The sequence below is a fragment of the Actinomycetota bacterium genome (genome assembly GCA_004297305.1).
Lineage (GTDB): Bacteria > Actinomycetota > Actinomycetes > S36-B12 > FW305-bin1 > FW305-bin1.
Map to the genome: position 1 here is coordinate 87229 of SCTR01000005.1, position 22659 is coordinate 109887.

16 protein-coding genes are annotated in these 22659 nt (G+C 71.6%); 3 read left to right on the plus strand and 13 right to left on the minus strand.

Annotated elements, in window-relative coordinates:
- Positions 1-91: 91 nt before the first annotated feature.
- Positions 92-1306: a PQQ-dependent sugar dehydrogenase gene (locus EPO13_02075; GenBank protein ID TAK70677.1), complete on the plus strand. Its 1215-nt coding sequence runs from the start codon at positions 92-94 to the stop codon at positions 1304-1306.
- A 31-nt stretch (positions 1307-1337) separates the two neighbouring features.
- On the opposite strand, the gene gatB is transcribed toward EPO13_02075, so the two are convergent.
- From gatB to EPO13_02130, 11 genes are all read right to left on the minus strand, one after another.
- Positions 1338-2849 (minus strand): Asp-tRNA(Asn)/Glu-tRNA(Gln) amidotransferase subunit GatB, encoded by a 1512-nt coding sequence (gatB, locus tag EPO13_02080; GenBank protein TAK70803.1) that lies wholly within the window; start codon positions 2847-2849, stop codon positions 1338-1340.
- Between the two features lie 8 nt (positions 2850-2857).
- Complete coding sequence (gene gatA / locus EPO13_02085; protein ID TAK70678.1) at positions 2858-4354, minus strand: Asp-tRNA(Asn)/Glu-tRNA(Gln) amidotransferase subunit GatA; 1497 nt, start codon at positions 4352-4354, stop codon at positions 2858-2860.
- A complete protein-coding gene (gene gatC / locus EPO13_02090) occupies positions 4351-4659 on the minus strand; it encodes an Asp-tRNA(Asn)/Glu-tRNA(Gln) amidotransferase subunit GatC (protein TAK70679.1) in 309 nt (102 codons plus the stop codon). Before gatC ends, gatA begins: the two co-directional genes overlap by 4 nt.
- 56 nt (positions 4660-4715) lie before the next feature.
- Positions 4716-6989 carry an NAD-dependent DNA ligase LigA gene (ligA, locus tag EPO13_02095; GenBank protein TAK70680.1) on the minus strand — a complete coding sequence of 758 codons (2274 nt, stop codon included), beginning with the start codon at positions 6987-6989 and terminating at the stop codon, positions 4716-4718.
- Positions 6986-8173, minus strand: coding sequence for a methionine synthase (locus EPO13_02100; GenBank protein TAK70681.1), 1188 nt, complete (start codon positions 8171-8173; stop codon positions 6986-6988). Before EPO13_02100 ends, ligA begins: the two co-directional genes overlap by 4 nt.
- A gap of 233 nt (positions 8174-8406) precedes the next feature.
- Complete coding sequence (gene mnmA, locus EPO13_02105) at positions 8407-9495, minus strand: tRNA 2-thiouridine(34) synthase MnmA (protein TAK70682.1); 1089 nt, start codon at positions 9493-9495, stop codon at positions 8407-8409.
- A gap of 1 nt (position 9496) precedes the next feature.
- Positions 9497-10672 (minus strand): cysteine desulfurase, encoded by a 1176-nt coding sequence (locus EPO13_02110; protein ID TAK70683.1) that lies wholly within the window; start codon positions 10670-10672, stop codon positions 9497-9499.
- 91 nt (positions 10673-10763) lie between these two features.
- Complete coding sequence (locus EPO13_02115; GenBank protein ID TAK70684.1) at positions 10764-11876, minus strand: DUF459 domain-containing protein; 1113 nt, start codon at positions 11874-11876, stop codon at positions 10764-10766.
- A gap of 6 nt (positions 11877-11882) precedes the next feature.
- Positions 11883-13694, minus strand: a complete 1812-nt coding sequence (locus EPO13_02120; GenBank protein TAK70685.1) for an MBOAT family protein — start codon at positions 13692-13694, stop codon at positions 11883-11885.
- Positions 13695-14103: 409 nt separating this feature from the next.
- On the minus strand, positions 14104-15069 hold the full coding sequence (locus EPO13_02125) for an electron transfer flavoprotein subunit alpha/FixB family protein (GenBank protein TAK70686.1): 966 nt from the start codon (positions 15067-15069) through the stop codon (positions 14104-14106).
- A gap of 37 nt (positions 15070-15106) precedes the next feature.
- Positions 15107-15886 (minus strand): electron transfer flavoprotein beta subunit/FixA family protein, encoded by a 780-nt coding sequence (locus tag EPO13_02130; protein TAK70687.1) that lies wholly within the window; start codon positions 15884-15886, stop codon positions 15107-15109.
- A 215-nt stretch (positions 15887-16101) separates the two neighbouring features.
- Between EPO13_02130 and EPO13_02135 the strand changes: the two genes are divergently transcribed.
- Positions 16102-16683 carry a GNAT family N-acetyltransferase gene (locus tag EPO13_02135; GenBank protein ID TAK70688.1) on the plus strand — a complete coding sequence of 194 codons (582 nt, stop codon included), beginning with the start codon at positions 16102-16104 and terminating at the stop codon, positions 16681-16683.
- Positions 16684-16717: 34 nt separating this feature from the next.
- Here the strand turns inward: EPO13_02135 and EPO13_02140 are convergent, their stop codons facing one another.
- Positions 16718-17572 (minus strand): matrixin family metalloprotease, encoded by an 855-nt coding sequence (locus tag EPO13_02140; protein TAK70689.1) that lies wholly within the window; start codon positions 17570-17572, stop codon positions 16718-16720.
- A gap of 257 nt (positions 17573-17829) precedes the next feature.
- Between EPO13_02140 and glgX the strand changes: the two genes are divergently transcribed.
- Complete coding sequence (glgX, locus tag EPO13_02145; protein ID TAK70690.1) at positions 17830-20037, plus strand: glycogen debranching enzyme GlgX; 2208 nt, start codon at positions 17830-17832, stop codon at positions 20035-20037.
- A gap of 9 nt (positions 20038-20046) precedes the next feature.
- Here the strand turns inward: glgX and EPO13_02150 are convergent, their stop codons facing one another.
- A complete protein-coding gene (locus EPO13_02150; GenBank protein ID TAK70691.1) occupies positions 20047-22650 on the minus strand; it encodes a glycosyltransferase family 1 protein in 2604 nt (867 codons plus the stop codon).
- Between the last annotated feature and the right edge of the window lie 9 nt (positions 22651-22659).

Sequence of the window (22659 nt, forward strand, 5' to 3'; positions counted from 1 at the left end):
CCGCGGGCACCGCGTCGCGGCCCCGCTCGCCAGGCAGGGACGGCCACGACGCGCACGAGCGCGGTCGCGGTGGCCGGGCGACACTGGGCGAATGAGGTCCTTCCGGTCGCGCCGCCGCACGTTCGCCGCGATCGTGCTGGGTTCGTCGCTGCTGGCCGTCGCCGCGGCCGGATGTTCCTCGGCCCCACCGGCGGCCGGCGACGCCTCGGAATCGGCCGGCGGTCCGTCGGGTGTCACACCGCCGCCGGCATCGATCGACCCAACGCCGCCGGGAGCGAGCAGTTCCTCGGCTGCGCCGCCCGTGGCAGCGCCGCCGGCCACCCAGGCTTCGCTCGCCGGCACCATCGCCACCGGTCTCGACGCGCCCTGGGGCCTGGCGTTCCTGCCCGACGGTTCGGCGCTGGTGACCGAGCGCGACAGCGCTCGCGTCAAACGGATCTCCGCCGCCACCGCCGGCGGCCCCGCAGCGGTGACCGTCGTCGGGACGGTGGCCGGCGTGCGGCCCGGCGGTGAGGGCGGCCTGCTGGGCATCGCCGTACCGCCGGGACCCGCGCCGTCGTCCGTCCTGGTGTACTACACCGCCGACGACGGCAATCGGGTCGACCGGATCGCCTGGAACGGCTCGTCCCTCGGCGCTCAGCAGCGGGTCCTCGGCGGGATACCCCGAGGGACCATCCACAACGGCGGTCGGATCGCGTTCGGACCGGACGGCCTGGTCTACGTCGCGACGGGCGAGACCGGTAGCGCAACGCTCGCCCAGGACCGCGACTCGTTGGCGGGCAAGGTGTTGCGGATCACCGCCGACGGCAAGCCGGCGCCGGGCAACCCGTTCCCCGGCTCACCGGTCTTCACCCTCGGTCACCGCAACGTGCAGGGTCTGGCGTTCGACCCGCAGGGCAGGCTGTTCGCCAGTGAGTTCGGCAACCGGGACGTCGACGAACTGAACCTGCTGGCCGCCGGCGGGAACTACGGCTGGCCCGTGGTCGAAGGCCCCGGTGGCGCGGGACGTTTCACCGATCCGGTGGCCCACTGGTCGCCCACGGCCGTCGCGTCACCGAGTGGGACCGTCATACTGCGCGGCAGCGCCTGGGTGGCTTCGCTTCGCGGCCAACGACTCTGGCAGGTGCGACTGGACGGCGGGCGCGCTGTCGGCGATCCGGTGGCGTGGTTCGACGGTCAACTCGGGCGGCTGCGCGACGTGGTGGCCGCACCGGATGGCTCGTTGTGGGTGCTCACCAACAACACCGACGGGCGTGGCTCGCCTCGCGCCGGCGACGACCGCATCGTCCGGATCGTGCTGTCCTGAGTCGGCGCGTTCGGCCGGCCGGCGCGACGGATCAGGACGAGACCCCGAGGCGCTGCAGCACGAGTTCGCGGACCCGGGCAGCGTCGGCCTGCCCGCGGGTCGACTTCATCACTGCGCCGACGACGGCGCCGGCCGCCTGGACCTTGCCACCGCGGATCTTCTCTGCCACATCCGGTTGCGCCGCCAGCGCCTCGTCGATCGCCGCCAGTAGCGAGTCGTCGTCGGACACCACGGCGAGACCGCGCGCATCGACGACGGCCTCCGGTGTCCCTTCGCCGGCGAGCACTCCCTCCAGGACGCGCCGCGCCAGCGTGTCGTTGATGCGACCGGAGTCCACCAACGACACCAGTGCGGCCACGTCGGCCGGCGTCACCGGCAGCCCGGGCAGTTCCAGGCCGCGCTCGTTGGCGATCCGGGCGAGCTCCCCAGTCCACCACTTGCGCGCCGCCGCGGCGTCGGCGCCGGCGGCCACGGTCTGCTCGATTAGGTCAACCGCACCCGCGCCGCGGACCCACTGCATCTCGACGTCACTCATCCCCCAGTCACGTTGCAGCCGAGCGAGTCTGACCGATACCGGCTCCGGCATCGACTCACGCAGCTGGGCGATCCACTCCGGCGACGGCGCGATGGGCACCAGGTCCGGCTCGGGGAAATAGCGGTAATCCTCCGCCTGCTCCTTCGAGCGTCCCGGCGTGGTCGTGCCGTCGTTCTCGTGGAAATGACGCGTCTCCTGGCGTACCGATCCGCCGGCGTCCAGCACGGCTGCCTGGCGTTCGATCTCGTGGCGGACCGCGCGCTCGACCGATCGCAGCGAGTTGACGTTCTTGGTCTCGGTACGAGTCCCGAGCGGCTCCGACGGCGCCGTGCGCAACGACACATTGGCGTCGCAGCGCAGCGAGCCCTCCTGCATCCGGACGTCGGAAACCCCCAGCGAGCGAACCAGATCGCGCAACTCGGTCACGTAGGCCCGGGCGACCGTCGGTGCCAACGCGCCGGTGCCCGGGACCGGCCGTGTCACGATCTCGATCAGCGGGATGCCGGCGCGGTTGTAGTCGACCAGGGAGTACTCGGCGCCGTGGATGCGACCGGTCTGGCTGCCGGCATGCGTGAGCTTGCCGGTGTCCTCCTCCATGTGGACGCGCTCGATCTCCACCCGCACGACCGTGCTGCCACCGTCGGGCAGCGGGACCGGCACGTCCAGATACCCGTCGAAGCACAACGGTTCGTCGTACTGACTGACCTGGTAGTCCTTCGGCATGTCCGGATAGAAGTAGTTCTTGCGGGCGAACCGGCACCACGACGCGATGTCGCAGTGCAGCGCAAGGCCGATCCGGATCGTGGACTCAACTGCCGTCCGGTTCAACGCCGGCATCGAACCGGGCAGTCCAAGACAGGTCGGGCACACCTGGGTGTTCGGTGGGGCGCCGAAGGTCGTCGGGCACGAGCAGAACATCTTCGAGGCCGTCCCGAGTTCGACGTGAACCTCGAGCCCGATGACGGGGTCGTAGCGGCTGATGGCGTCGTCGTACGACGATGCCGTCACAGGCGCGGTCACAGCGACGGCACCTCCTCGACCAGCAGGTGGCCCCACCGGTCGAACAGCGCCGCTTCCAGCGCGCCGCCGACGCGGTAGAGCCGGTCGTCGGCCATCGGCGGCGCCATGACCTGCAGGCCCACCGGCAGACCGTCTTCCGGGGCGAGGCCGATCGGGATCGACATCGCGCAGGTACCGGCCAGGTTCACCGGGATCGTGGCAACGTCGTTCAGATACATGGCCAACGGGTCGTCGACCTTCTCCCCCAGCCGGAACGCCGTCGTCGGCGCCGTCGGCGACAGCAGGACGTCACAGGTTTCGAACGCGGCGGTGAAGTCGCGCATGATGAGGGTGCGGACCTTCTGGGCCTGGCCGTAGTAGGCGTCGTAGTACCCGCTGGACAGCGCGTACGTCCCAATCATGATGCGGCGCTTGACCTCCGGGCCGAAGCCTGCCTCGCGGGTGAGGGCCATGACGTCGTCCACCGACCGCGTGCCGTCGTCGCCCACCCGCAACCCGTAGCGCATGGCGTCGAAGCGGGCGAGGTTGCTCGAGCACTCACTCGGCAGGATCAGGTAGTACGCCGCCAACGCGTGGTCGAAACTCGGGCAGGAGACCTCGACCACCTCGGCGCCCAGCTCCTGCAACAACTCGACGGCTTCGCTGAAGCGTTGCGACACACCGGCTTGGTAGCCCTCGCCGGCGAGCTGCCTGACCAAGCCGACCCGCATCCCGCGGATCTCGCCGAGCCGGGCGGCCGCCACCACGTCAGGGACCGGCGCCGCCGTGGACGTCGAATCCAACGGGTCGTGCCCGGCGATCGCCTCGTGCAGCAACGCAGCGTCCAGGACGGTACGAGCACACGGGCCGGCCTGGTCCAGCGACGACGCGAGCGCGACCAGGCCGTACCGGGAGACACCGCCGTACGTCGGCTTCACGCCGACCGTGCCGGTCACCGCGGCAGGCTGCCGGATCGACCCGCCCGTGTCGGTCCCGATCGCGATCGGCGCCTGGTAGGACGCCACCGCGGCGGCCGAACCACCGCCACTGCCACCGGGAATACGGTCGAGGTCCCACGGATTGCGGGTCGGTCCGTAGGCGGAGTGCTCGGTGGACGAACCCATCGCGAACTCGTCCATGTTCGTCTTGCCGAGGATCACCACGCCGGCCGCGCGCAGCCGGGCGACGACGGTCGAGTCGTACGGCGGCAGCCAACCCTCGAGGATCTTCGAGCCGCACGTGGTCGGAACGCCGCGCATGGTGAGAACGTCCTTGAGCGCCAACGGAACGCCGGCCAGCGGCCCGAGCGGCTCGCCGGCAGCACGCTTGGCGTCCACCGCTGCCGCCGCGTCCAGTGCGCCGGCGGAGTCGACGTACAGGAACGCGTGCACCCGGTCGTCCACCTCGGCGATGCGATCCAGATGCGCCTGCGCGACCTCGGCGGCGCTGACGTCACCGGCCCCGATCACACCGGCGAGCTCGGTCGCCGACAGCCCGGTCAACTCCGAACTCATCGGTCGGCCGCATCCTCGTCGAGGATGCGGGGCACCCGGAACCTGCCGTCCTGCACCGCGGGAGCGCCGGCGAGCGCCTCGTCGTGCGACAGCCCGGGGAGCACCTGGTCGTCGCGGAAGACGTTGACCACCGGGACCGGATGGGAGGTGGGCGGAATGTCGTCGGCAGCGACCTGTGAGACCGACGCGACAGCGTCGAGGATCACCTCGAGCTGGGCGGCATAGTGCTCGAGCTCGGCGTCGTCGATGGCCAGCCGGGCCAGTCGGGCGAGGTGGGCAACCTCGTCACGGGTGATCGCGGGCATGGCGGTCATCCTAGGGCGGGCGCCGAACCCGCTCCGAGCGGGGAAACCTCGCGCCACTAGGGCGCGGACTGTTTCCCGGATCCGATGGTGGCGACCTCGCGGGCGGCGTCAGGGCCGCGGTCGAGCAGGATGCGCAGGCCGGCCGCGTCGAGGATCGGCACGCCGAGGCCGAGCGCCTTGTCGTACTTGCTTCCCGGATTGTCGCCGACGACGACGAAATCGGTCTTCTTCGACACCGAGCCGGAGACCTTGCCGCCGAGCTCCTGGACCGCCGCGGTGGCCCCGTCACGCGAGAACCCGTCGAGGGTGCCGGTGATCACCACGGTGACGCCCTGCAGCGGCCGTGGACCGTCGTCGGCGCGCTGCTCGGCGAGGTCGACCCCGGCCGCCCGCCACTTCTCGACGATCTCGCGGTGCCAGTCGACGGCGAACCACTCGTGCACCGCGTCGGCGATGATCTCGCCGACGCCGTCGACCGCGGCCAGGTCCGCCGGATCGGCCGCCGCCAGCGCGTCGACCGAGCCGAGTTCGCGAGCCAACGTCCGTGCCGCGGTCGGACCGACGTGCCGGATGGACAACGCCACGAGCACCCGCCACAACGGACGGTGCCTGGCCTCCTGCAACTGCGCCAGGACCCGCCGAGCGTTCTCGTTGAGAATCCGGCCCGACGGCGAATCCCGCGTGAAGAACTCGCTGCGCTGCAGGTCCGCAGCGGTCAGCGCGAACAGGTCGCCCTCGTCGGTGAGCAGACCCTCGTCCAGCAACGCCATGGCCGCCTTGTAGCCGAGCCCTTCGACGTCGAACGCGCCGCGACCGGCGACGTGAAACACCCGTTCGCGCAGCTGCGCCGGGCACGATCGGGCGTTGGGACAACGGATGTCGGCGTCACCGGCCTTCTCCGGCCGCAACGCGGTTCCGCACTCCGGGCAGTGCGTCGGCATGACGAAGGCCCGCTCGTCGCCGGTCCGGGCCTCCACGACCGGACCGATCACCTCCGGTATCACGTCGCCCGCTTTGCGCAGGAAGACGGTGTCGCCGATGAGAACTCCCTTGCGTTCGACCTCCGACGCGTTGTGCAGGGTCGCCATCGCCACCGTCGAGCCGGCCACCCGGGCAGGCGCCATGAGGGCGAACGGCGTCACCCGGCCCGTCCGTCCGACGTTGACCCGGATGTCCAGCAGCCGGGTGCGCACCACCTCCGGCGGATACTTGAACGCGATGGCCCACCGCGGTGCCCGGCTGGTCGCGCCGAGCCGGCCCTGCAACGCCAGGTCGTCGACTTTGACCACGACGCCGTCGATCTCGTGTTCGACGTCGTGCCGGTGCTCGCCGTAGAACTCGATGAACTCCTGGACGCCGGCCAGGTCGGCGCAGACCCGGGCACGCTCGCTGACCGGCAGGCCGAGCCGGGCGAGGACGGCATACGTCTCGCTCTGCGCGGTGAACGTGACCCCGTCGCGCGCCCCGATCCCGTGCAGGACCAGGCGCAAGGAGCCCAGGCGCTGCCGGGCTCGGTCGAGCTCGGCCAGCAGGCGGGCCTGCCGGGCAGCCGACCGGTCCGGTGATCGTGCGGTCTTCCCCGCGGCGCGGCCGGCAGCCTGGATCTCGGCAAGCTCACTCTCGCGACGGTCGATGCGTTGCCGGAGAGTGCCGGCCGCGGTGTTGCGGGGGTTGGCGAACGGCGACAAGCCGAGATCCAGCTGCTCGGCGTTGATGCGTTCGAATTCCTGTATCGGGAAGTAGATCTCGCCGCGCACTTCCAGCAGCCGCGGCACCGCGACACCCGGCTCCGGTTGCAGCAGTGTCGGTATGGCCGGGATGTAGCGCGCGTTGTGGGTGACGTCTTCGCCCACCCGGCCGTCACCCCGGGTGGCCAGCGTCCGCAACCGTCCGTCACGGAAGACCAGGTCGACGGCCAAACCATCGACCTTGAGTTCGCAGATGGCCGGGGGGAAGGAGCCGATATCCCGGCTGATGCGGTCGGCCCAGACCGTCAGCTCGTCCAGCGAGAAAGCGTTGTCGAGGCTGTACATCCGCTCCAGATGCTCGACCGGCTCGAACATCTCCGCACGGCGGCCGCCGACGGACTGGGTGGGCGAATCGGCGGTGACCAGCTCCGGCCAGGCTGCTTCGAGTTGTTCCAGTTCGCGGAACGCCGCGTCGTACTCCTCGTCGGACAGTGTCGGCGCGTCGTGGGTGTAGTAGCGCTCCCGGGCCTGCAGGACGACTTCGACCAGTTCCTGCCATCGACGCCGTGCCTCGTCCGGTACGACGACGGGACCGGCGTCCGCCACGGCTCCGTCGGGCAGCTCGTCGTCCGGACTCGTCATCGTCGCCCCGGCGCGCCGTACTGTCCCGATCGCCGCTGCTGCCCGGCCGAGTTTCCCGATAACCCCTCCGCTACGTCGGGGCGTCCCGGCTCGTCGCGCAGCGCCCGGGCCACCGCTCGGCAGGCGCCGTACGCCCGGCGTGGCCACGCCGGCGAGGCGTGGGCCAGCCCGCAGGACGGGCTGAGGGCCACCGCCGGGGCGAGCTGGTCGTCGTCCAGGCCGAGCCGGCGCCACCATCGCTGCACCCGCCCGACGGTAGCCGTCACTCCCGCGAGCGGCCCGTCGACGGCCGGCACGACACCCAGCACGAGGCGAAGTCCGGCATCCACACATTCGGCGAGTTCGGCGTGGTCGGCCTCGGTCACGGTGTCCAGGTCGACCGACACGGCGGCGGCACCGGCGCGCCACAGCACCGACCACGGCAGCCCGCCGGCGCACGAGTGCACGACCGGCACCGCCCCGGCCTGCTGCGCCGCTGCCAGCACGCCACCGAGATGCTGCTCGATCGCCGGCAGGTCGATCGCGGGGTAGCGGGACAGTCCGCTGGCGGTGGCGATGCTGCCGGCGACCACAGCGGGCAGCGACGGTTCGTCCAGTTGCACCATGAGTCGAGCGTGCGGCACCCGCCGGCGTACGTCGGCGACGTGTGCCGCGATGGCCTCGGCCACGGCGCCGGCGAGGTCGCGGCAGGCACCGACGTCGCGTACCGCGCGTTCGCCGGTACGCAGTTCCAGTTGCGCGGCCATCGTCCACGGTCCGGCTACGGCGACCTTCAGCAGCCCGGTGTAGCCGGCGAACCGCTCCTGCAACGCGTCGAGGTCCTCGTCCAGCCAGGACGCCGCCCGTCGCATGACCCGGCTCCGCGCGCCGGCGATCCGCCAGCCCAGCGGCGTGGTCTCGACGGCGAAGTCCTCGCCGACCAGGGCCAGCAGGCCCGCCGTCCGCCCCACGAGGTCGGCGCCGGGACCGCGGTTCGGCAGTTCCGGCAGGTGCGGCAGCTCGGGCAGTTCCCCAGCGACCAAGGTCACCGCCTCGCGAGGCTGCGTACCCGGCAGCGAGCCGACCCCGGTGGCCACGCCACCCGGCCAACGGTCAGCGGCATCCTCCGCGGCCGACCCGACCTGGCCGGGTCGGCCGCCGCCGGGTCCCACTCCGCCACCGGGGTCTGCTGGGGGCTGCACCATGCGGCGGAGGCTACCGACGGCCCGTGGTCCCTCTCCTTCCGGTGTTGCGCGCCTTGCGGGCGTCAGACGGCCGGTTACCGGCCGGTATGGCGACGACAAAGCGCGCCACACGGGGACGGACGGTCGGTCGGCGACAGACCTGGCGGTGGTCAGGCGGTGGTGGCGGCGGCGGCCGGCCGGCGACCGACCTGGCGGTGTCGGCGGTGGCAGTCGGCGACGGCCAGGTGGGGTGGTCAGGTGATGGGTGTGGCGGTGGCTGCCACGGTGGCGGAACCCAGGACGCGGGTGCCGTCGTACAGCACTGCCAACTGGCCGGGGGCGACCCCGCGTACGTTCTCGCGCAACGAGATCACGACGTCGCCGCCGGTGACCGTCGCCCGCGCCGGCACCGGCGTACCGTGGGCGCGCAGTTGTACGTCGGCATCGAAGCCAGGTCCGGCGGACTCCCGACCGCACCAGCGCCAGCCCGTACCGGTCACCTCCGAAACGCCGAGGAGTTCCGACGAGCCGACGAACACCTTGTGCGACAACGGGTCGACGTCCACCACGTACCGTCGTTGCCCGTCCGGCGCCGGATCCGCCAACGCCAGGCCACGGCGCTGGCCCACGGTGAAGCCGTAGGTCCCGTGGTGCGCGCCGACCACCTGGCCGGTCTGGACGTCGACGACGTCACCGGGCTGCTCCCCCAGTCGGTCGCGCAACCAGCCGGCCGTGTCGCCGTCGGGGATGAAACACACGTCGTGACTGTCCGGCTTGTCCGCCACCAGCAGCCCGCGCTCGGCGGCCTCGCGACGCACGGCGTGCTTGTGGCTGTCGCCCAACGGGAACAGTGCCCGGTCCAGTTGCCAGCCGTCCAAGACGCCCAGCACGTACGACTGGTCCTTGGCTGTATCGACGGCCCGGTGCAGCTGCCGGCCGGTCGGTCCGTCGACCAGGCGCGCGTAGTGGCCGGTGCACACCGCGTCGAAACCCAAGGCGACGGCACGCTCGAGTACGGCGGCGAACTTGATGCGTTCGTTGCACCGGACGCAGGGGTTCGGGGTACGTCCCGCGGCGTACTCGGCCACGAAGTCGGCGATCACGTCGTCATGGAACCGATCGGCGAGATCCCAGACGTAGTACGGCACTCCGACGACGTCGGCGACGCGCCGGGCATCGCGCGAGTCCTCCAGGCTGCAGCAACCCCGGGCCCCGGTCCGGTGGGAGCGGGGGTCACGGGCCAGCGCGAGGTGGACGCCAGTCACATCGTGACCGGCGTCGACCGCCCGGGCCGCGGCAACCGCGGAGTCCACGCCACCGGAAAGCGCTGCCAGCACACGCATCTCAGGACCTGTCCGCCGTTGCCACCAGCCCGGCTCGGCGGGCCCGGGCGACTGCGGGCGGCAGGGCGGCCAGCAGTTCGTCGACGTCGGCGGCCGTGGTCTGTCGGCCGTACGACAGCCGCAGCGAGCCCCGCGCCCGCTGCGGCTGTATGCCGATGGCCATCAGGACGTGACTTGGCTGCAGAATCCCTGCCGCACAGGCCGATCCGGTCGAGCATTCGACGCCGGCGGCATCGAGCAACATCAACAGCGCATCGCCTTCGCAGCCGGGGAAGGTCAGGTGGGAGATACCCGGCAGCCGGACGGCATCGGCAGCCGTGATCATCGCTTCCGGTACGGCAGCAGTGATCCGGCGCTCGGCATCGGCGCGCAGCGTGGCGAGGCGGGCGGCGTGCTGGTCGCGTTCGGCCACGACCACGCGCAGCGCTGCCGCCAGCGCGGCCGCGTCGGCCGGAGCGAGCGTGCCGGAACGGACGTCGCGTTCCTGTCCTCCGCCGTGCAGCACCGGAACGACGTCCACGTCGCGTCCGAGGACGAGGACGCCGACGCCGACCGGAGCCCCCAGCTTGTGGCCGCTGACGGTGAGCGCGTCGACCAGACTGGCTGCCACTGGCAGCGTGGAAACCGCCTGGACGGCATCGCTGTGCACCGGGATCCCGTACTGCCGGCACAGCTCGGCGACCTCGGCCACCGGTTGCACGGTGCCCACTTCGTTGTTCGCCCACATCACCGAGACCAGGGCGACCGATGCCGGGTCGCGTTCGATGCTGAGCCGGAACGCCGCCAGGTCCAGCCGGCCGCTCGCGTCGACGGGGAGGAGTTCGACGGTGGTGTCGCCGCGGGCCGCCAGCCAGCCGGCCGGGTCGAGCACCGCCTTGTGCTCCACCGCACTGACCAGCACCCGCCGCCGCATCGGATCCCCGGCGCGCCGGGCCCAGGCGATTCCCTTGAGCGCCAAGTTGTCTGCTTCGGTGCCGCCGGAGGTGAAGATGACCTCACCGGGTCGGGCGCCCAGACTCTGCGCGATCGACTCCCGCGCCTCCTCGACGGTACGCCGTGCCCGCCGGCCGGACGCATGCACCGACGAAGCGTTGCCGACCCGGCCGGCCGCAGCAGTCCAGGCGGCGAGCGCTTCGGGGAGCACCGGCGTCGTCGCGGCGTGGTCGAAGTAGGCCACGCCGCGATGCTACCTGCGTGTCGGCGTCGTCCCGGGTCGCGCAGTGCGCACCAGGTTCCGCGGTCCCGCCGCAGTCGCCGACGAAGGAAGGTCAGGACACGCGGCCGTAGTCGTCGGCGACCGCGGCGAGCACGAGGCGAGCCGGCTGCTTGGCGGCCGCGAACGTCCAGTGGATCCCGTCGGCCTGGCGGGCGTTGAGCGTCGTGCCGTCCAAGGTCACCGTGTCGGAGTACCGACCGTCCACCGCGGTGCCGTGGTAGAGATCGACGTACCGCGCTCCTGGCACCGCGGCCGCCGCGCGAGCGATGGCCGTATTGACCGCGGCGTACGCGCTGTCCCAGGCGTCGTCACGGGCAGTCGGCGGCCCGGCCCAGTACACCCGCTCGACGCCGGCCTCCCGCACACTGGCCATCACCACCGCAACCCGGCGGGCGTACTCGGTATCCCACGCAGCCGTTCCCAGCCGCAGCGGCTGACCGTCCTTGGTCATCTCGGTCCGATCGTTGCCACCGAGGACCAGGACGACCGCCTTCGGACGGCGCTTGGCCACCTGGTCCAGCGCGAACGACTGCCAGTTGAAATAGCCCGGCGTGGTCAGCCCTGTTCCGTTGCGCCACACCGTGGTCACGTCGACCATTCCCGCGTCCGTCGTGAGGTTCTGCAGTTGTTGCCCGACGTACGTCGCCAGCGAGTCGCCCAATACCAGGACCGGGACCGGGGCGGTCACCGAGGGCGTGGTGACCGGGGTGAGCACCGGCCCGGTGGACGCGGTCGGCGCCGGAGTCTTTCCCACAGCCGGGGTCTTGCCCGCAGCCGGCGCGGCTGGCGGTGCTGACGGGGGCGTCAGGATGTCGTCGGAGCCGGCCAGCAGATCGCGACCGGCCGCATCGTCGAGTTGGGTGCCGGCCAGCAGCGCCAGTCCTTGCGCGGGCTTGTCCAGCCACACCGCGGCGGCGAACCGGTCGATCGGTTCTGCCACAGCGAGAATCATCGATTGGACCGGGCCGGCGGCCATGCCGCGAGCGGTGCGGACCATGGTGGCACTGCCCAGCAGCGCGGCAGTCAGGCAGGCCACGATGCAGACCACGATGACCTTGCCGGCCGGCAACCGGCGCGCCGGTGACTCGTCGAAGGCCGGATGCGACGCCGGCTCGCTGACGGCCGTCGCGGAACGGACGCGGCGGGGATCTGTGGTGGTGGTCATGGCACTTTAGAACCGGAAGTAGAGGAAGGGGGCGACGCCGGCCTGCCCGATGACGACATTGCACGCCACGATCAGCAGACCCAGCAGTACCCCTTGGAAGACAACCGAAAGCGCGGCGAAGCGTTCTTGGACGCCGTACCAGAAGCGATCCGGCACCCACTGCGTCCCGAGCCCGGCAGCCACCAACAGCACGACGGTGGGCGTCACGATCGTCAGCGGCACCGACCATCCGGTCACCAGTCGACCGAGAACCTCCAGCGCCACAGTCAGATCGGGCGCCCGGAAGAACACCCAGGCCAGGCAGACGACGGCGAACGTCAGCGCCCAGGCGAGACCGGGCGGCAGACCGCCGGCCGGCCCCGACGTACCCGGTCCGGTGGCCGCCGGGCCGGTGCTGCTCGGTCCGGTGGTCCCTGGTCCGGTGGCGTCTGGTCCCGCGGTGGGACGCCCGGTCGCGGCCGATCGGCCGGTAGCCGCGCCGGGAGTGGTCGAGCCGGGCGCGGGCCGTCCGGTCGCCGACGGGCGACGCCGGAGCACCAGCCGCCGCGGCGCGAGAACACCGACTGCCACCGGCCCGGAGCCGTCGAAGCCGGGGGCCACCGGATCCGGCCGGATCACCACGGTCGCCCGGTCGGCACCGGTCGAGGCGGCCGACACCGGCGCGACGCCGTACCCGAGCGGACCTACCTCCTCGACAGACCCACCGTCGTCGTCGTGAGCCGTCCCGGCGCGAGCGACCGTGGCGCCGACCGGCTCTCGGCGGCGACCGGCCCACCATCGCTGCACGACGAGGCCGCCACCATGGATCGCGCCCCAGATGACGAAAGTCCAAGCGGCCCCATGCCACAGACCACCGATGAGGAACGTGAGCATGAGGTTGAGGTAGGTACGGCGGACGCCACGGCGGCTGCCGCCCAACGGGACGTAGACGTAGTCCCGCAGCCATCGCGACAACGTCATGTGCCAGCGGTGCCAGAAGTCTCGGAGCGAACGGGCCCGGTACGGCCGATCGAAGTTCTGCGGGAATCGGAATCCCAGCAGCATCGCGAAACCAATGGCCATGTCGGTGTACGCGGAGAAGTCGCAATAGATCTGGGCGGCGTAGCCCAGCACGGCCAGCCAGACCTCGACGGGGTTGTACGACGACGGACTACCGAACACCGGATCGACCAGCCGAGTCGCGAGGACGTCGGCGATCACGACCTTCTTCACCAGACCGCCCGCGATGAGCATGAGTGCCGGCGCTGCGGGAACTCGGCGCGGATCGCGCGGCCCTGAGGTCAACTGCGGGATGAACTCTCGAGCGCGCACGATCGGACCGGCGACCAGGTGCGGGAAGAACGTCAGGTAGATGGCGGTGTCGATCGGCCGGGCCAGCGGGACATCACCGCGGTAGACGTCCACCACATACGAGATCGCCTGGAACGTGAAGAACGAGATGGCGATCGGCAGGGCCAGATGCAACAGCGGCAGGGGCATGCCGATGCCGAGCCGCTCGAGCATCGCGTCGATACTCGTGGCGAAGAAATCGACGTACTTGAACACCGCGAGTACGGCGATGTCCGCCACCACCGCGCACCACAGGACACGGCGGCGGTACACCGGATCCGCGCTGCTGGCGATGAGGGTCGCAGCAGCTTGGTTCAGGACCACCGACAGCAGCAGCAGGCCGACGAAGCGCCAGTCGGCGTAGGCGTAGAACGCCAACGAGGCCAGCAGGATGAACGGCCTCCACCAGCGCGGATTCGGCATCAGCAACCACGAACCCACGAGCACGACGACGAAGAAACAGGCGAACTCGATGGTCGGGAAGATCACGGCTGGTCGTCCTGCTGTGCGGATTCGGCAGTGGCAAGTGGAGATTCGTCGGGGGCCAGTGCGCCCTTGGCGGTGCCCAGTCCGGCGTTGTCGGCGGTACGGCGGTCAACGGTCACAGCGTGCGGAGCGTAACCCGGCAGAGGCTCGGGAACGGGGACCCTGGGGACCGCCGGTGTTGCGCGCGCTGTTGCTGCTCAGCGGCCGATTCCGGCCCGCTGAGCGGCAGTACGGCGCGCAAAGCCAGAAGGGCTGTGGAAGGAGCCGGGCAGCGCGAGCCACGGTCCGATCGTGGCTTGCCCGACGGCGTACGCCGACGCCCGCCCCCGTCGGAGCCGGTGTCGCGCCGTACGGTCGCTCAGGGCACCCACCAGGCCGCCGATCGCGACGCGAAGGCGCGCAAAGCAGGGGGTCAGCCGGCGCGCTTGGTGATCTCGTCGGTGAGTTGCGGTACGACGGCGAACAGGTCGCCGACGACGCCGTAGTCGGCCAGTTCGAAGATGGGCGCTTCGGCGTCCTTGTTGACCGCCACGATGAGCTTGGAGGTCTGCATACCGGCGCGGTGCTGGATGGCGCCGGAGATGCCGGCGGCGATGTACAGCTGCGGCGACACCGTCTTGCCGGTCTGCCCGACCTGGTACGTGTGCGGGTACCACCCGGCGTCCGTGGCGGCGCGCGACGCACCGACAGCCGCGTGCAGCGAGTCGGCGAGGCTCTCGATCAGCGCGAAACCTTCCGGACCCCCGACACCCCGGCCGCCGGACACGACGATTGACGCCTCGGTCAGCTCCGGACGGCCGCCCTTCTCCGCCACCACCCGCGAGGTGACCGCCGCGGCGGAGTCCGCCGCGGACAAGGTGACCGACACGGGGACCACGGTGGGGGTGGCCGGGGCGGCCTCGACGGCCACCGAGTTCGGCCGGACCGTGATGACCGGCGTCCCTGTGGTCACCCGCGAGTGCACGACCGTCGAGCCACCGAAGACGCTCTGCGTGGCCAGCAGGTCGGCGGCGACGTCGACGGCGTCGGTCAGCACGCCGCTGCCGATCCGCAGCGCGAGCCGCCCGGCGATCTCCTTGCCCTCCGCAGTCGAGGCGATCAGCACACCACCGGCGGGCGTCCCGGCAGCCGAGAGCTGCTCCAGGACAGCGGCCAGCGCGGCGAGCCGGCCGGTCACCGGGTGGTCGAGCAACTCTGCCGGTCCGACGTGCACCGCGGTCGCGCCGTACTCGCCGAGCGCGGCGACGATCGCGTCGCCGGCCTCACCGACGACGACCGCCTGCGGCTCGCCGGCCCGGCGGGCCAACGTGAGCAGTTCGTTCGTGGCCTTCTTGACCGAACCGTCGGCTGCCTCGACGAGGACAACGATCGGAGCCATCAGGGCACCTTTCTTTCGGGCGAGATCGCCAGCGCGGTCAGATGATCTTCTGGGCGGCGAGGAAGTCGGCGATCGCGACGCCGCCGTTGCCCTCGTCGGTGACCACCTGGCCGGCGGCCTTCGGCGGGCGCGTGGCGTGATCGACCACCGTGGTCCACGCCGCCGCAAGGCCGACGGTCGCGGCGTCGACGCCCAGGTCGGCGACCGACAGCGACTCAACCGGCTTCTTCTTCGCCGCCATGATGCCCTTGAAGGAGGGGTACCGCGGCTCGTTGATCTTCTCCACCACGCTGATGACCGCCGGGGTCGGCGCCTCGACCACGTCGTAGCCGTACTCGGTCACCCGCTGGGTCCGCACCGTGCTCCCGTCGACCTCGACCTGCTGGGAGAAGGTCAGGCCCGGCCAGCCCAACCGCTCGGCGACCATGGTCGGCACGACGCTCATGCGGGCGTCGGTGGATTCGGAGCCGAAGACCACCAGGTCGAACTCGCGGCCGTTCAGCGCAGCGGCGAGGACGGCGGACGTCGCGACGGCGTCGGACCCGTGCAGCGCGTCGTCGACGACGTGGACGCCGGCGGCGGCACCCATGCTCAGCGCCTTCCGCACCACCTCCGCGGCACGGTCCGGCCCCACGCTGACGACGATCACCTCACCGCCGTGGGCCTCGACCAGCTGCAGCGCGGTCTCGACGGCGTACTCGTCCAGTTCGTTCATGACCCCGTCCGCGGCCGCACGGTCGAGCGTCGCGTCGGATGCCGAGAGGGTCTTCTCCGCCCACGTGTCGGGCACCTGCTTCACGCACACTGCGATCTTCATAGCGGCTGCGGAGCCTCCGTCGCGTCAGGGCGCGGTCACCTGATCCCCGCCCGAGGTTGGCGAACAGCATGCCCTAGCCGCTGCGCCGGCCACACCGCGGGTCGGCGCCGCGCTCCGGCGGCGCGGCGGCGCGGTAGCCGCAGCGCAGCCGCGGTGAAACCTGTCAGTCGTGTCGGTGAAACCCGGTCGTAACGGCGCGAGAGGACCCTGTCGCCATGGACGCGACCCGCCGAGGCAGCGCCCTGGTGTGGGCAACGCGCCCTCGCTCGGTCGACCTGCGGGACAACCGCGTCGTCACCGTCCGGGCCGCCCGGACCTCCGACGTCGATGCGCTGGCGCTGATGCACGGTCGCTGTGCGCCGGACACCCTCTACGGCCGCTACCAGAACGCTGCGCCGCCGGTCAGCCGGACCTGGCAGCGCCGGCTGCTGTCCACCGAACTCGCCCTGGTCGCGTTCGACCGCAAGCGGCTGGTCGCCCTGGCGAACCTGTCCCCACGCGATGGCGGTTCGGCCGAGCTGTCAGTGCTGGTCGAAGACGCGTTCCAGGGGGTCGGCCTCGGCAGGGCGCTGGCCCGGCAGGTCGCCGCTACGGCGCGGCTGCTCGGCTACCGCCGGCTCGTGGTGATGGTGGTGCGGTCGGCGCTAGCGGCCCGAAACCTGCTCGCCACGATCGGCCCGGCCGTGGTGGTCGACGGCGCCGACGGGGATCCGGTCGCCGTCCTGCAGTTGGGCATGGACGTCCTCGGCGGGCTGCCGGACCCCGACGCCGTCGGCACCCGCCAGGTGGCCGGCTGACCTGCTCAACCGCGGCGACATCGTCCGCCGGTGTTTACAGATCCGGCCAGACGGCCGTCGGCGCCTCGATACAACCGGCCGCCGCACCGACCGCGGCCAGCCCGGCGAGGTCGCCCGCCGAGTAGCCGGCGACCTTGCGCGGCACGATCACCGGGTACATCACCTCGGATGCGCTCGACACGTGCTGCAGCCCAACCGCGTGCCCCAGTTCGTGCAGCAGCAGGTCACCCCGGGTCACGCCGGCGCCGAAACCGGGCTTGAAGGACTGCCGCGCAGCAGCGTTGAGCACGACGTAGCCCCGACCGATCTCGGCACCCGACCCCGGACCGCCGGACCACATCGAGTACGCGACGCCGCCGGTCCCGGCGACCCCGCCGGCTCCCGACCGCGACAACAGATCGCTGCTGCGACGACCGCCGGGGGTCACCCACGCCACGACGATCTCTGCCGGGTTGGCCCCTGCCCAGCCCGGTCCGCGCGGCACGTACGACGTGCGGCCCTGGTACACGAAACGCATCCCGGTGGCCGCCGACAACCGCGCGAGCGCACCCTTGACATCCCGGACGGCGGACCGCCTCGCCGCGGCGTTCCGGCCGGCGGCCGCCACGTTGGCGCGCACCGTGATCTGGGCCTGACACGGGTTCCACCGCGCCGCTAGCGGCGAGCCGGCGACCGACACCGTGGTCAGCGCGTACGTCGTGGCATCGCCGGCCGCCGTCCCGATCCGGAGCACGGGAGCCGTGCCGACCGCAGCAGTGCCACTCGGCCCGACCGCAGCCGCAGCCGCAGCCGGCGCCGGGGCCTGGCCGAGCGGTCCGGTCACGGCCAGAGCAGCGGCCGTCGCCGCCAGGACAGCCGTGCCCACGGCGTTGCGCCGCCTTGATGTCATCGACGTACCTCCGCGGGCCCTGTCGTCGCCGCACTCGGCCGTCTTGAGCGATCGCGGCACCGGCCACCGGGACGGACCAACCGCGGCACTCGAGCGGGCGCGGCGGCGCCCGGGCAGCTGCGCAGATCCGGCACGATCGCCCCGGACGTACGGCGACACCCGGCCGGCCGACCTGCTGTCGGGCACCATCGCCGCGGACGGCACCGGTCGCCGGACCGGGCACCGGAAGGCAGGAGGCGCCGAGGATGGCGACAGGAATGCGCCCCGGGGCAGACCCCGGACCGACTGCCCGGGTGAGCCCGGAGCCGACCGCCGGGACCGCCGCCGGACTGGTGACCGCGCCGCTACCGCCGCCGGGCGCCACGGCCGCCTTGCCAGGGCGGCGCGACGCGCTCGGCGTCACCGTGGACGGCGACGGCGCTCACGTCGCCGTGCGCGCGGCCGGTGCCGAGGCGGTCGACGTGTGCGTCTTCGACGAGGTGGGGGCCGAGTCCCGGATCCGGCTGCCGGAGCAGACTTTTCACGTCTTCCACGGCTTCGTCCCGGGACTGTCAGCGGGCACCCGGTACGGCCTGCGGGTGCACGGGCCGTGGGATCCGGCACGCGGCCAGCGGTTCAACGCCGCGAAGCTGCTGGTCGACCCGTACGCCAAGGCAATCACCGGATCGTTCACCGATCACCCCGCCACCGGCGGCAGCGTGCCCGGCGACGACCTGGTGCGCGACGACACCGACTCGGCGCCGTTCGTCGGCCGGTCGGTCGCCGTGCTCGACCGATTCGACTGGGGAACCGACGCGCCACCGGCGACGCCGTGGGGCGATTCGGTGCTGTACGAGTTGCACGTCAAGGGTTTCACCGCCCGCCATCCCGGCATCCCGCCGCAGCTGCGGGGCACGTACGCCGGGCTGGCCCATCCGGCTGCGCTGGACTACCTGCGACAACTCGGGATCACCGCCGTCGAGCTGCTGCCGATTCACCAGTTCGTCAGCGAACAGGGCCTGCTGCGGCGCGGGACGACGAACTACTGGGGCTACAACACCCTGGGCTACTTCGCGCCGCACGCCGGCTACAGCGCGTCGGGTTCCCTCGGATCGCAGGTCACCGAGTTCAAGCAGCTGGTGCGAGCGTTCCACGATGCCGGCCTCGAGGTCATTCTCGACGTCGTCTACAACCACACCGCCGAAGGCAACGAGAACGGCCCCACGCTGTCCTGGCGCGGCATCGACAACTCCGGCTACTACCGGTTGACCGGCGGTGGGCGCCGGTACGCCGACCTGACCGGCACGGGCAACACCGTGGACACCACGAGTCCGGTGGCGCTGCAACTGGTGACCGACTCGCTGCGGTACTGGGTGCAGGAGATGCACGTCGACGGTTTCCGTTTCGACCTGGCAACGGCGCTAGCCCGCGGTCACGACGACGTCGACATGCGCAACGCCCTGATGTGCGCGATCGGTCAGGATCCGGTACTGCGGCAGGTGAAACTCATCGCCGAACCGTGGGACGTCGCGCCGGGTGGCTACCAGGTCGGCCGATTCCCGCCCCCGTGGAGTGAATGGAACGGCAAGTACCGGGACCGGGTGCGCGACTTCTGGCGGGGACACGGTGGGGTCGGCGAGCTCGGCTGGCGGCTGTCGGGCTCCGCTGACCTCTACGGACACGACGGCCGACGGCCGTATGCCTCGGTGAACTTCGTCACCGTGCATGACGGCTTCACGATGCTCGACCTGGTCTCCTACGACGCCAAGCACAATCTCGCCAACGGCGAGGACAACCGCGACGGGACCGACGACAACCGATCGTGGAACAGCGGCGCTGAGGGCGGCACCCGGGACCCCGAGATCGGCCGGCTCCGCCGTCGCCGGCTGCGCAGCATCCTCACCACGCTGCTGCTGTCGACCGGTGTGCCGCTGCTGCTGGCCGGCGACGAACGCGGACGGACCCAGGGCGGCAACAACAACGCGTACTGCCAGGACAACGAGGTCTCCTGGCTGGACTGGGAACTGCAGCCGTGGCAGGACGACCTGCTGGCGTTCACCCGGCGGGTCCTGGCGATCCGGGCCGGCCACCCCAGCTGGCGGCAGCGCCACTTCTTCGACGGCAAGCCCGCGACCGAGGGTGGCGCAGCAGACCTGGCCTGGCTCGGCCCGGACGGGACGGAACTGACTGCGGCCCAATGGCGGGACCCGGCGACGGCGACCCTGGGCATGTTCGTCAACGGTCAGCTGCGCGCCCGTGGCGCCACCGGACAGCGGCTGTCGGACTCGTCGTTCCTGCTGCTGCTGCACGGTGCGGACTCACACCGCGGGTTCGTGCTGCCCGGCCCGCCGTACGGCCGGACCTACCGGCGCCTGGTGGACACCGCCGACGAGCACGGCGGTGACGCGCCCTGGACCGACCCCGCCGGGGCGACGGTAATGCTCGCCCCGTTCAGCGCGGTCCTGCTTCGCGTGGAAGAAGTCTGACGCTCCCGATCAGCGCAGCAGCGCGGCCGGTTCAGCCGGTGCTGCCAGGTTCGGCAGTACCTGCAGGCCCAGCTCCGCTGCCGACGCCAGCGCGGCATGACGGGGCAACACCCGCACGGTGTAGCCGAACGGACCGGGACGTGCGAGGTCCACGGTCGCCTCGAACCGCCAGCGGTTGCCGTCGTCGTCGGTGGCTGACATGACCAGTTCGTCGGGGCTCACCAGCCGGTCGTGGGTGTCCACCCGGCCGTAGGCCAAGGTCACCGCGACGTCCTCGGGCGCCAGCGAGCCCAGAGTGACGAAGGCCCGCACCGTGACCGAGGTCCCCAACGACGGCGCGTCTCCCACGCCGGTCGCCTCGACGTGGTCGACGGCGACGCCGCTCCACGCCTCGCGCACCCGTACCTTCCAGGCAGCCAGTTCCTTGGCCACGACGTAGCCGCCGCCACCGGTCCGCCGCGCGGCGACGGCCGCCGGCGTGTACAGCTGCGTGATGTAGTCGCGCACCATCCGCGACGCCAACACCTTCGGCCCCAAGGACTGCAGCGTGTGCCGCAACAACGCCACCCACCGCTGCGGCAGGCCGTCGTCGGCCAGTTCGTAGAACGGCGGCGTCACGGCGTTCTCGATGAGGTCGTACAGCGCCGCGGCCTCCAGGTCGTCCCGGCGGTCGGGATCCTCGACTCCGTCGGCGGTGGGGATCGCCCAGCCGTTCTCCCCGTCGTACCACTCGTCCCACCAGCCGTCGAGGATCGACAGGTTCAGCGCCCCGTTCAGCGCCGCCTTCATGCCCGAGGTCCCGCAGGCCTCCAGCGGTCGCAGCGGGTTGTTCAGCCAGACGTCGCAGCCGGGATACAGCGTGAGCGCCATGCCGATGTCGTAGTCGGGCAGGAACACGATGCGGTGCCGGACCTCCGGATCGTCGGCGAACTGGACCAGATCCTGGATCAGCCGCTTGCCGCCGTCGTCGGCCGGATGCGCCTTGCCGGCGATGACGAGTTGGATCGGCCGTTGCGGGTGCAGCAGGAGGGACTTGAGCCGGGCCTTGTCCCGCAACATGAGGGTCAGCCGCTTGTACGACGGCACCCGCCGAGCGAACCCGATGGTCAGGACGTCAGGATCCAGCACACTGGCGGTCCACCCCAGTTCGGCGTCACTGGCCCCGCGCTGCAGCCACGAGGCCCGTAGCCGCCGGCGGGCGTCCTCGACGAGTTCCGCGCGCAGGGCGCGCTTGGTCGACCACAGCCGCGCCGCCGGTACCGCACCGATGGCCTCCCAGCTGGCCGGGTCGTCCACCAGTTGCGGATCGCCGTCGCCGACCAGCAGGACCCGCATCTGGCGGGCCACCCAGGTCGGCGCGTGGACGCCGTTGGTCACCGACGTGATCGGGACGTCCTCGGCGTCGAAACCCTGCCAGAGGCCCTGGAACATCTCCCGGCTCACCTTGCCGTGCAACAGCGACACGCCGTTGGCCCGCTGGCCGAGCCGCAACCCCATGACCGCCATGTTGAACACCTCGGGGTCCCCGCCGGGGTAGTCCTCGAAGCCCAGCGCCAGCACCTGCTCCACGGGAACACCCGGCAGCGCGGCGTCGCCGCCGAAATGGGCCGCCACCAGCGACCGGGGGAACCGGTCGATGCCGGCCGGCACGGGAGTATGCGTGGTGAACACCGTGCCGGCGTGAACCGCTTCGAACGCCTCGTCGTAGTCCAGCCCGGCGCCGGTGACCAGTTCAGAGATCCGTTCCACCCCAAGGAAACCCGCGTGCCCCTCGTTGGTGTGGAACACCTCGGGTTCGGGCGCTCCGGTGATCCGGCAGAACGCCCGGATGGCCCGCACACCGCCGATGCCGAGCAGCATCTCCTGCAGTAGCCGGTGCTCGCCGGTCCCGCCGTACAACCGGTCGGTGATCTCCCGCTCGCTCGGCTCGTTCTCCTCCACGTCGGAGTCCAGCACCAGCAACGGGACCCGGCCGACCTGCGCCTTCCAGATGTGCGCTGCCAGATGCCGGCCACCGGGCAGCGACAGCGACACCCGCGCCGGGCTCCCGTCGGCCTCGGTCAGCAGCGACAACGGCATGCCGTCGGGGTCCAGGACCGGGTAGCGCTCCTGCTGCCAGCCGTCGCGGGACAGCGACTGCCGGAAGTACCCGGCCCGGTAGTACAGGCCGACGCCGATGATCGGGACGCCGAGGTCGCTGGCCGCCTTGAGGTGGTCGCCGGCCAGGATGCCCAGCCCGCCGGAATACTGCGGCAGCGCCGCAGCGATCCCGAACTCCGGCGAGAAGTAGGCGATCGAGCCCGGCGCGGACGACCCGAGCGTCTGGTACCACCGGTCGCCGGTCAGGTACTCGTGCAGCTCGGCGGCGGCCGCGGCGACGGCCGCGACGTACGCCGGATCCGCGGCGAGTTCGGCGAGCCGTTCGGAGGACACGTCGCCGAGCAGCCGCACCGGGTCCTCGCCGACCACCGACCACAGGTGCGGGTCGACCGCGGCGAACAGATCCCGGGTGCTCGTGTGCCACGACCACCGCAGGTTGGTGGCGAGCTCCTCCAGCGGAAGCAGCGGCGCAGGAAGGACGGTACGGACGGTGAACCGGCGGATCGCTCTCACGCGCGGCAA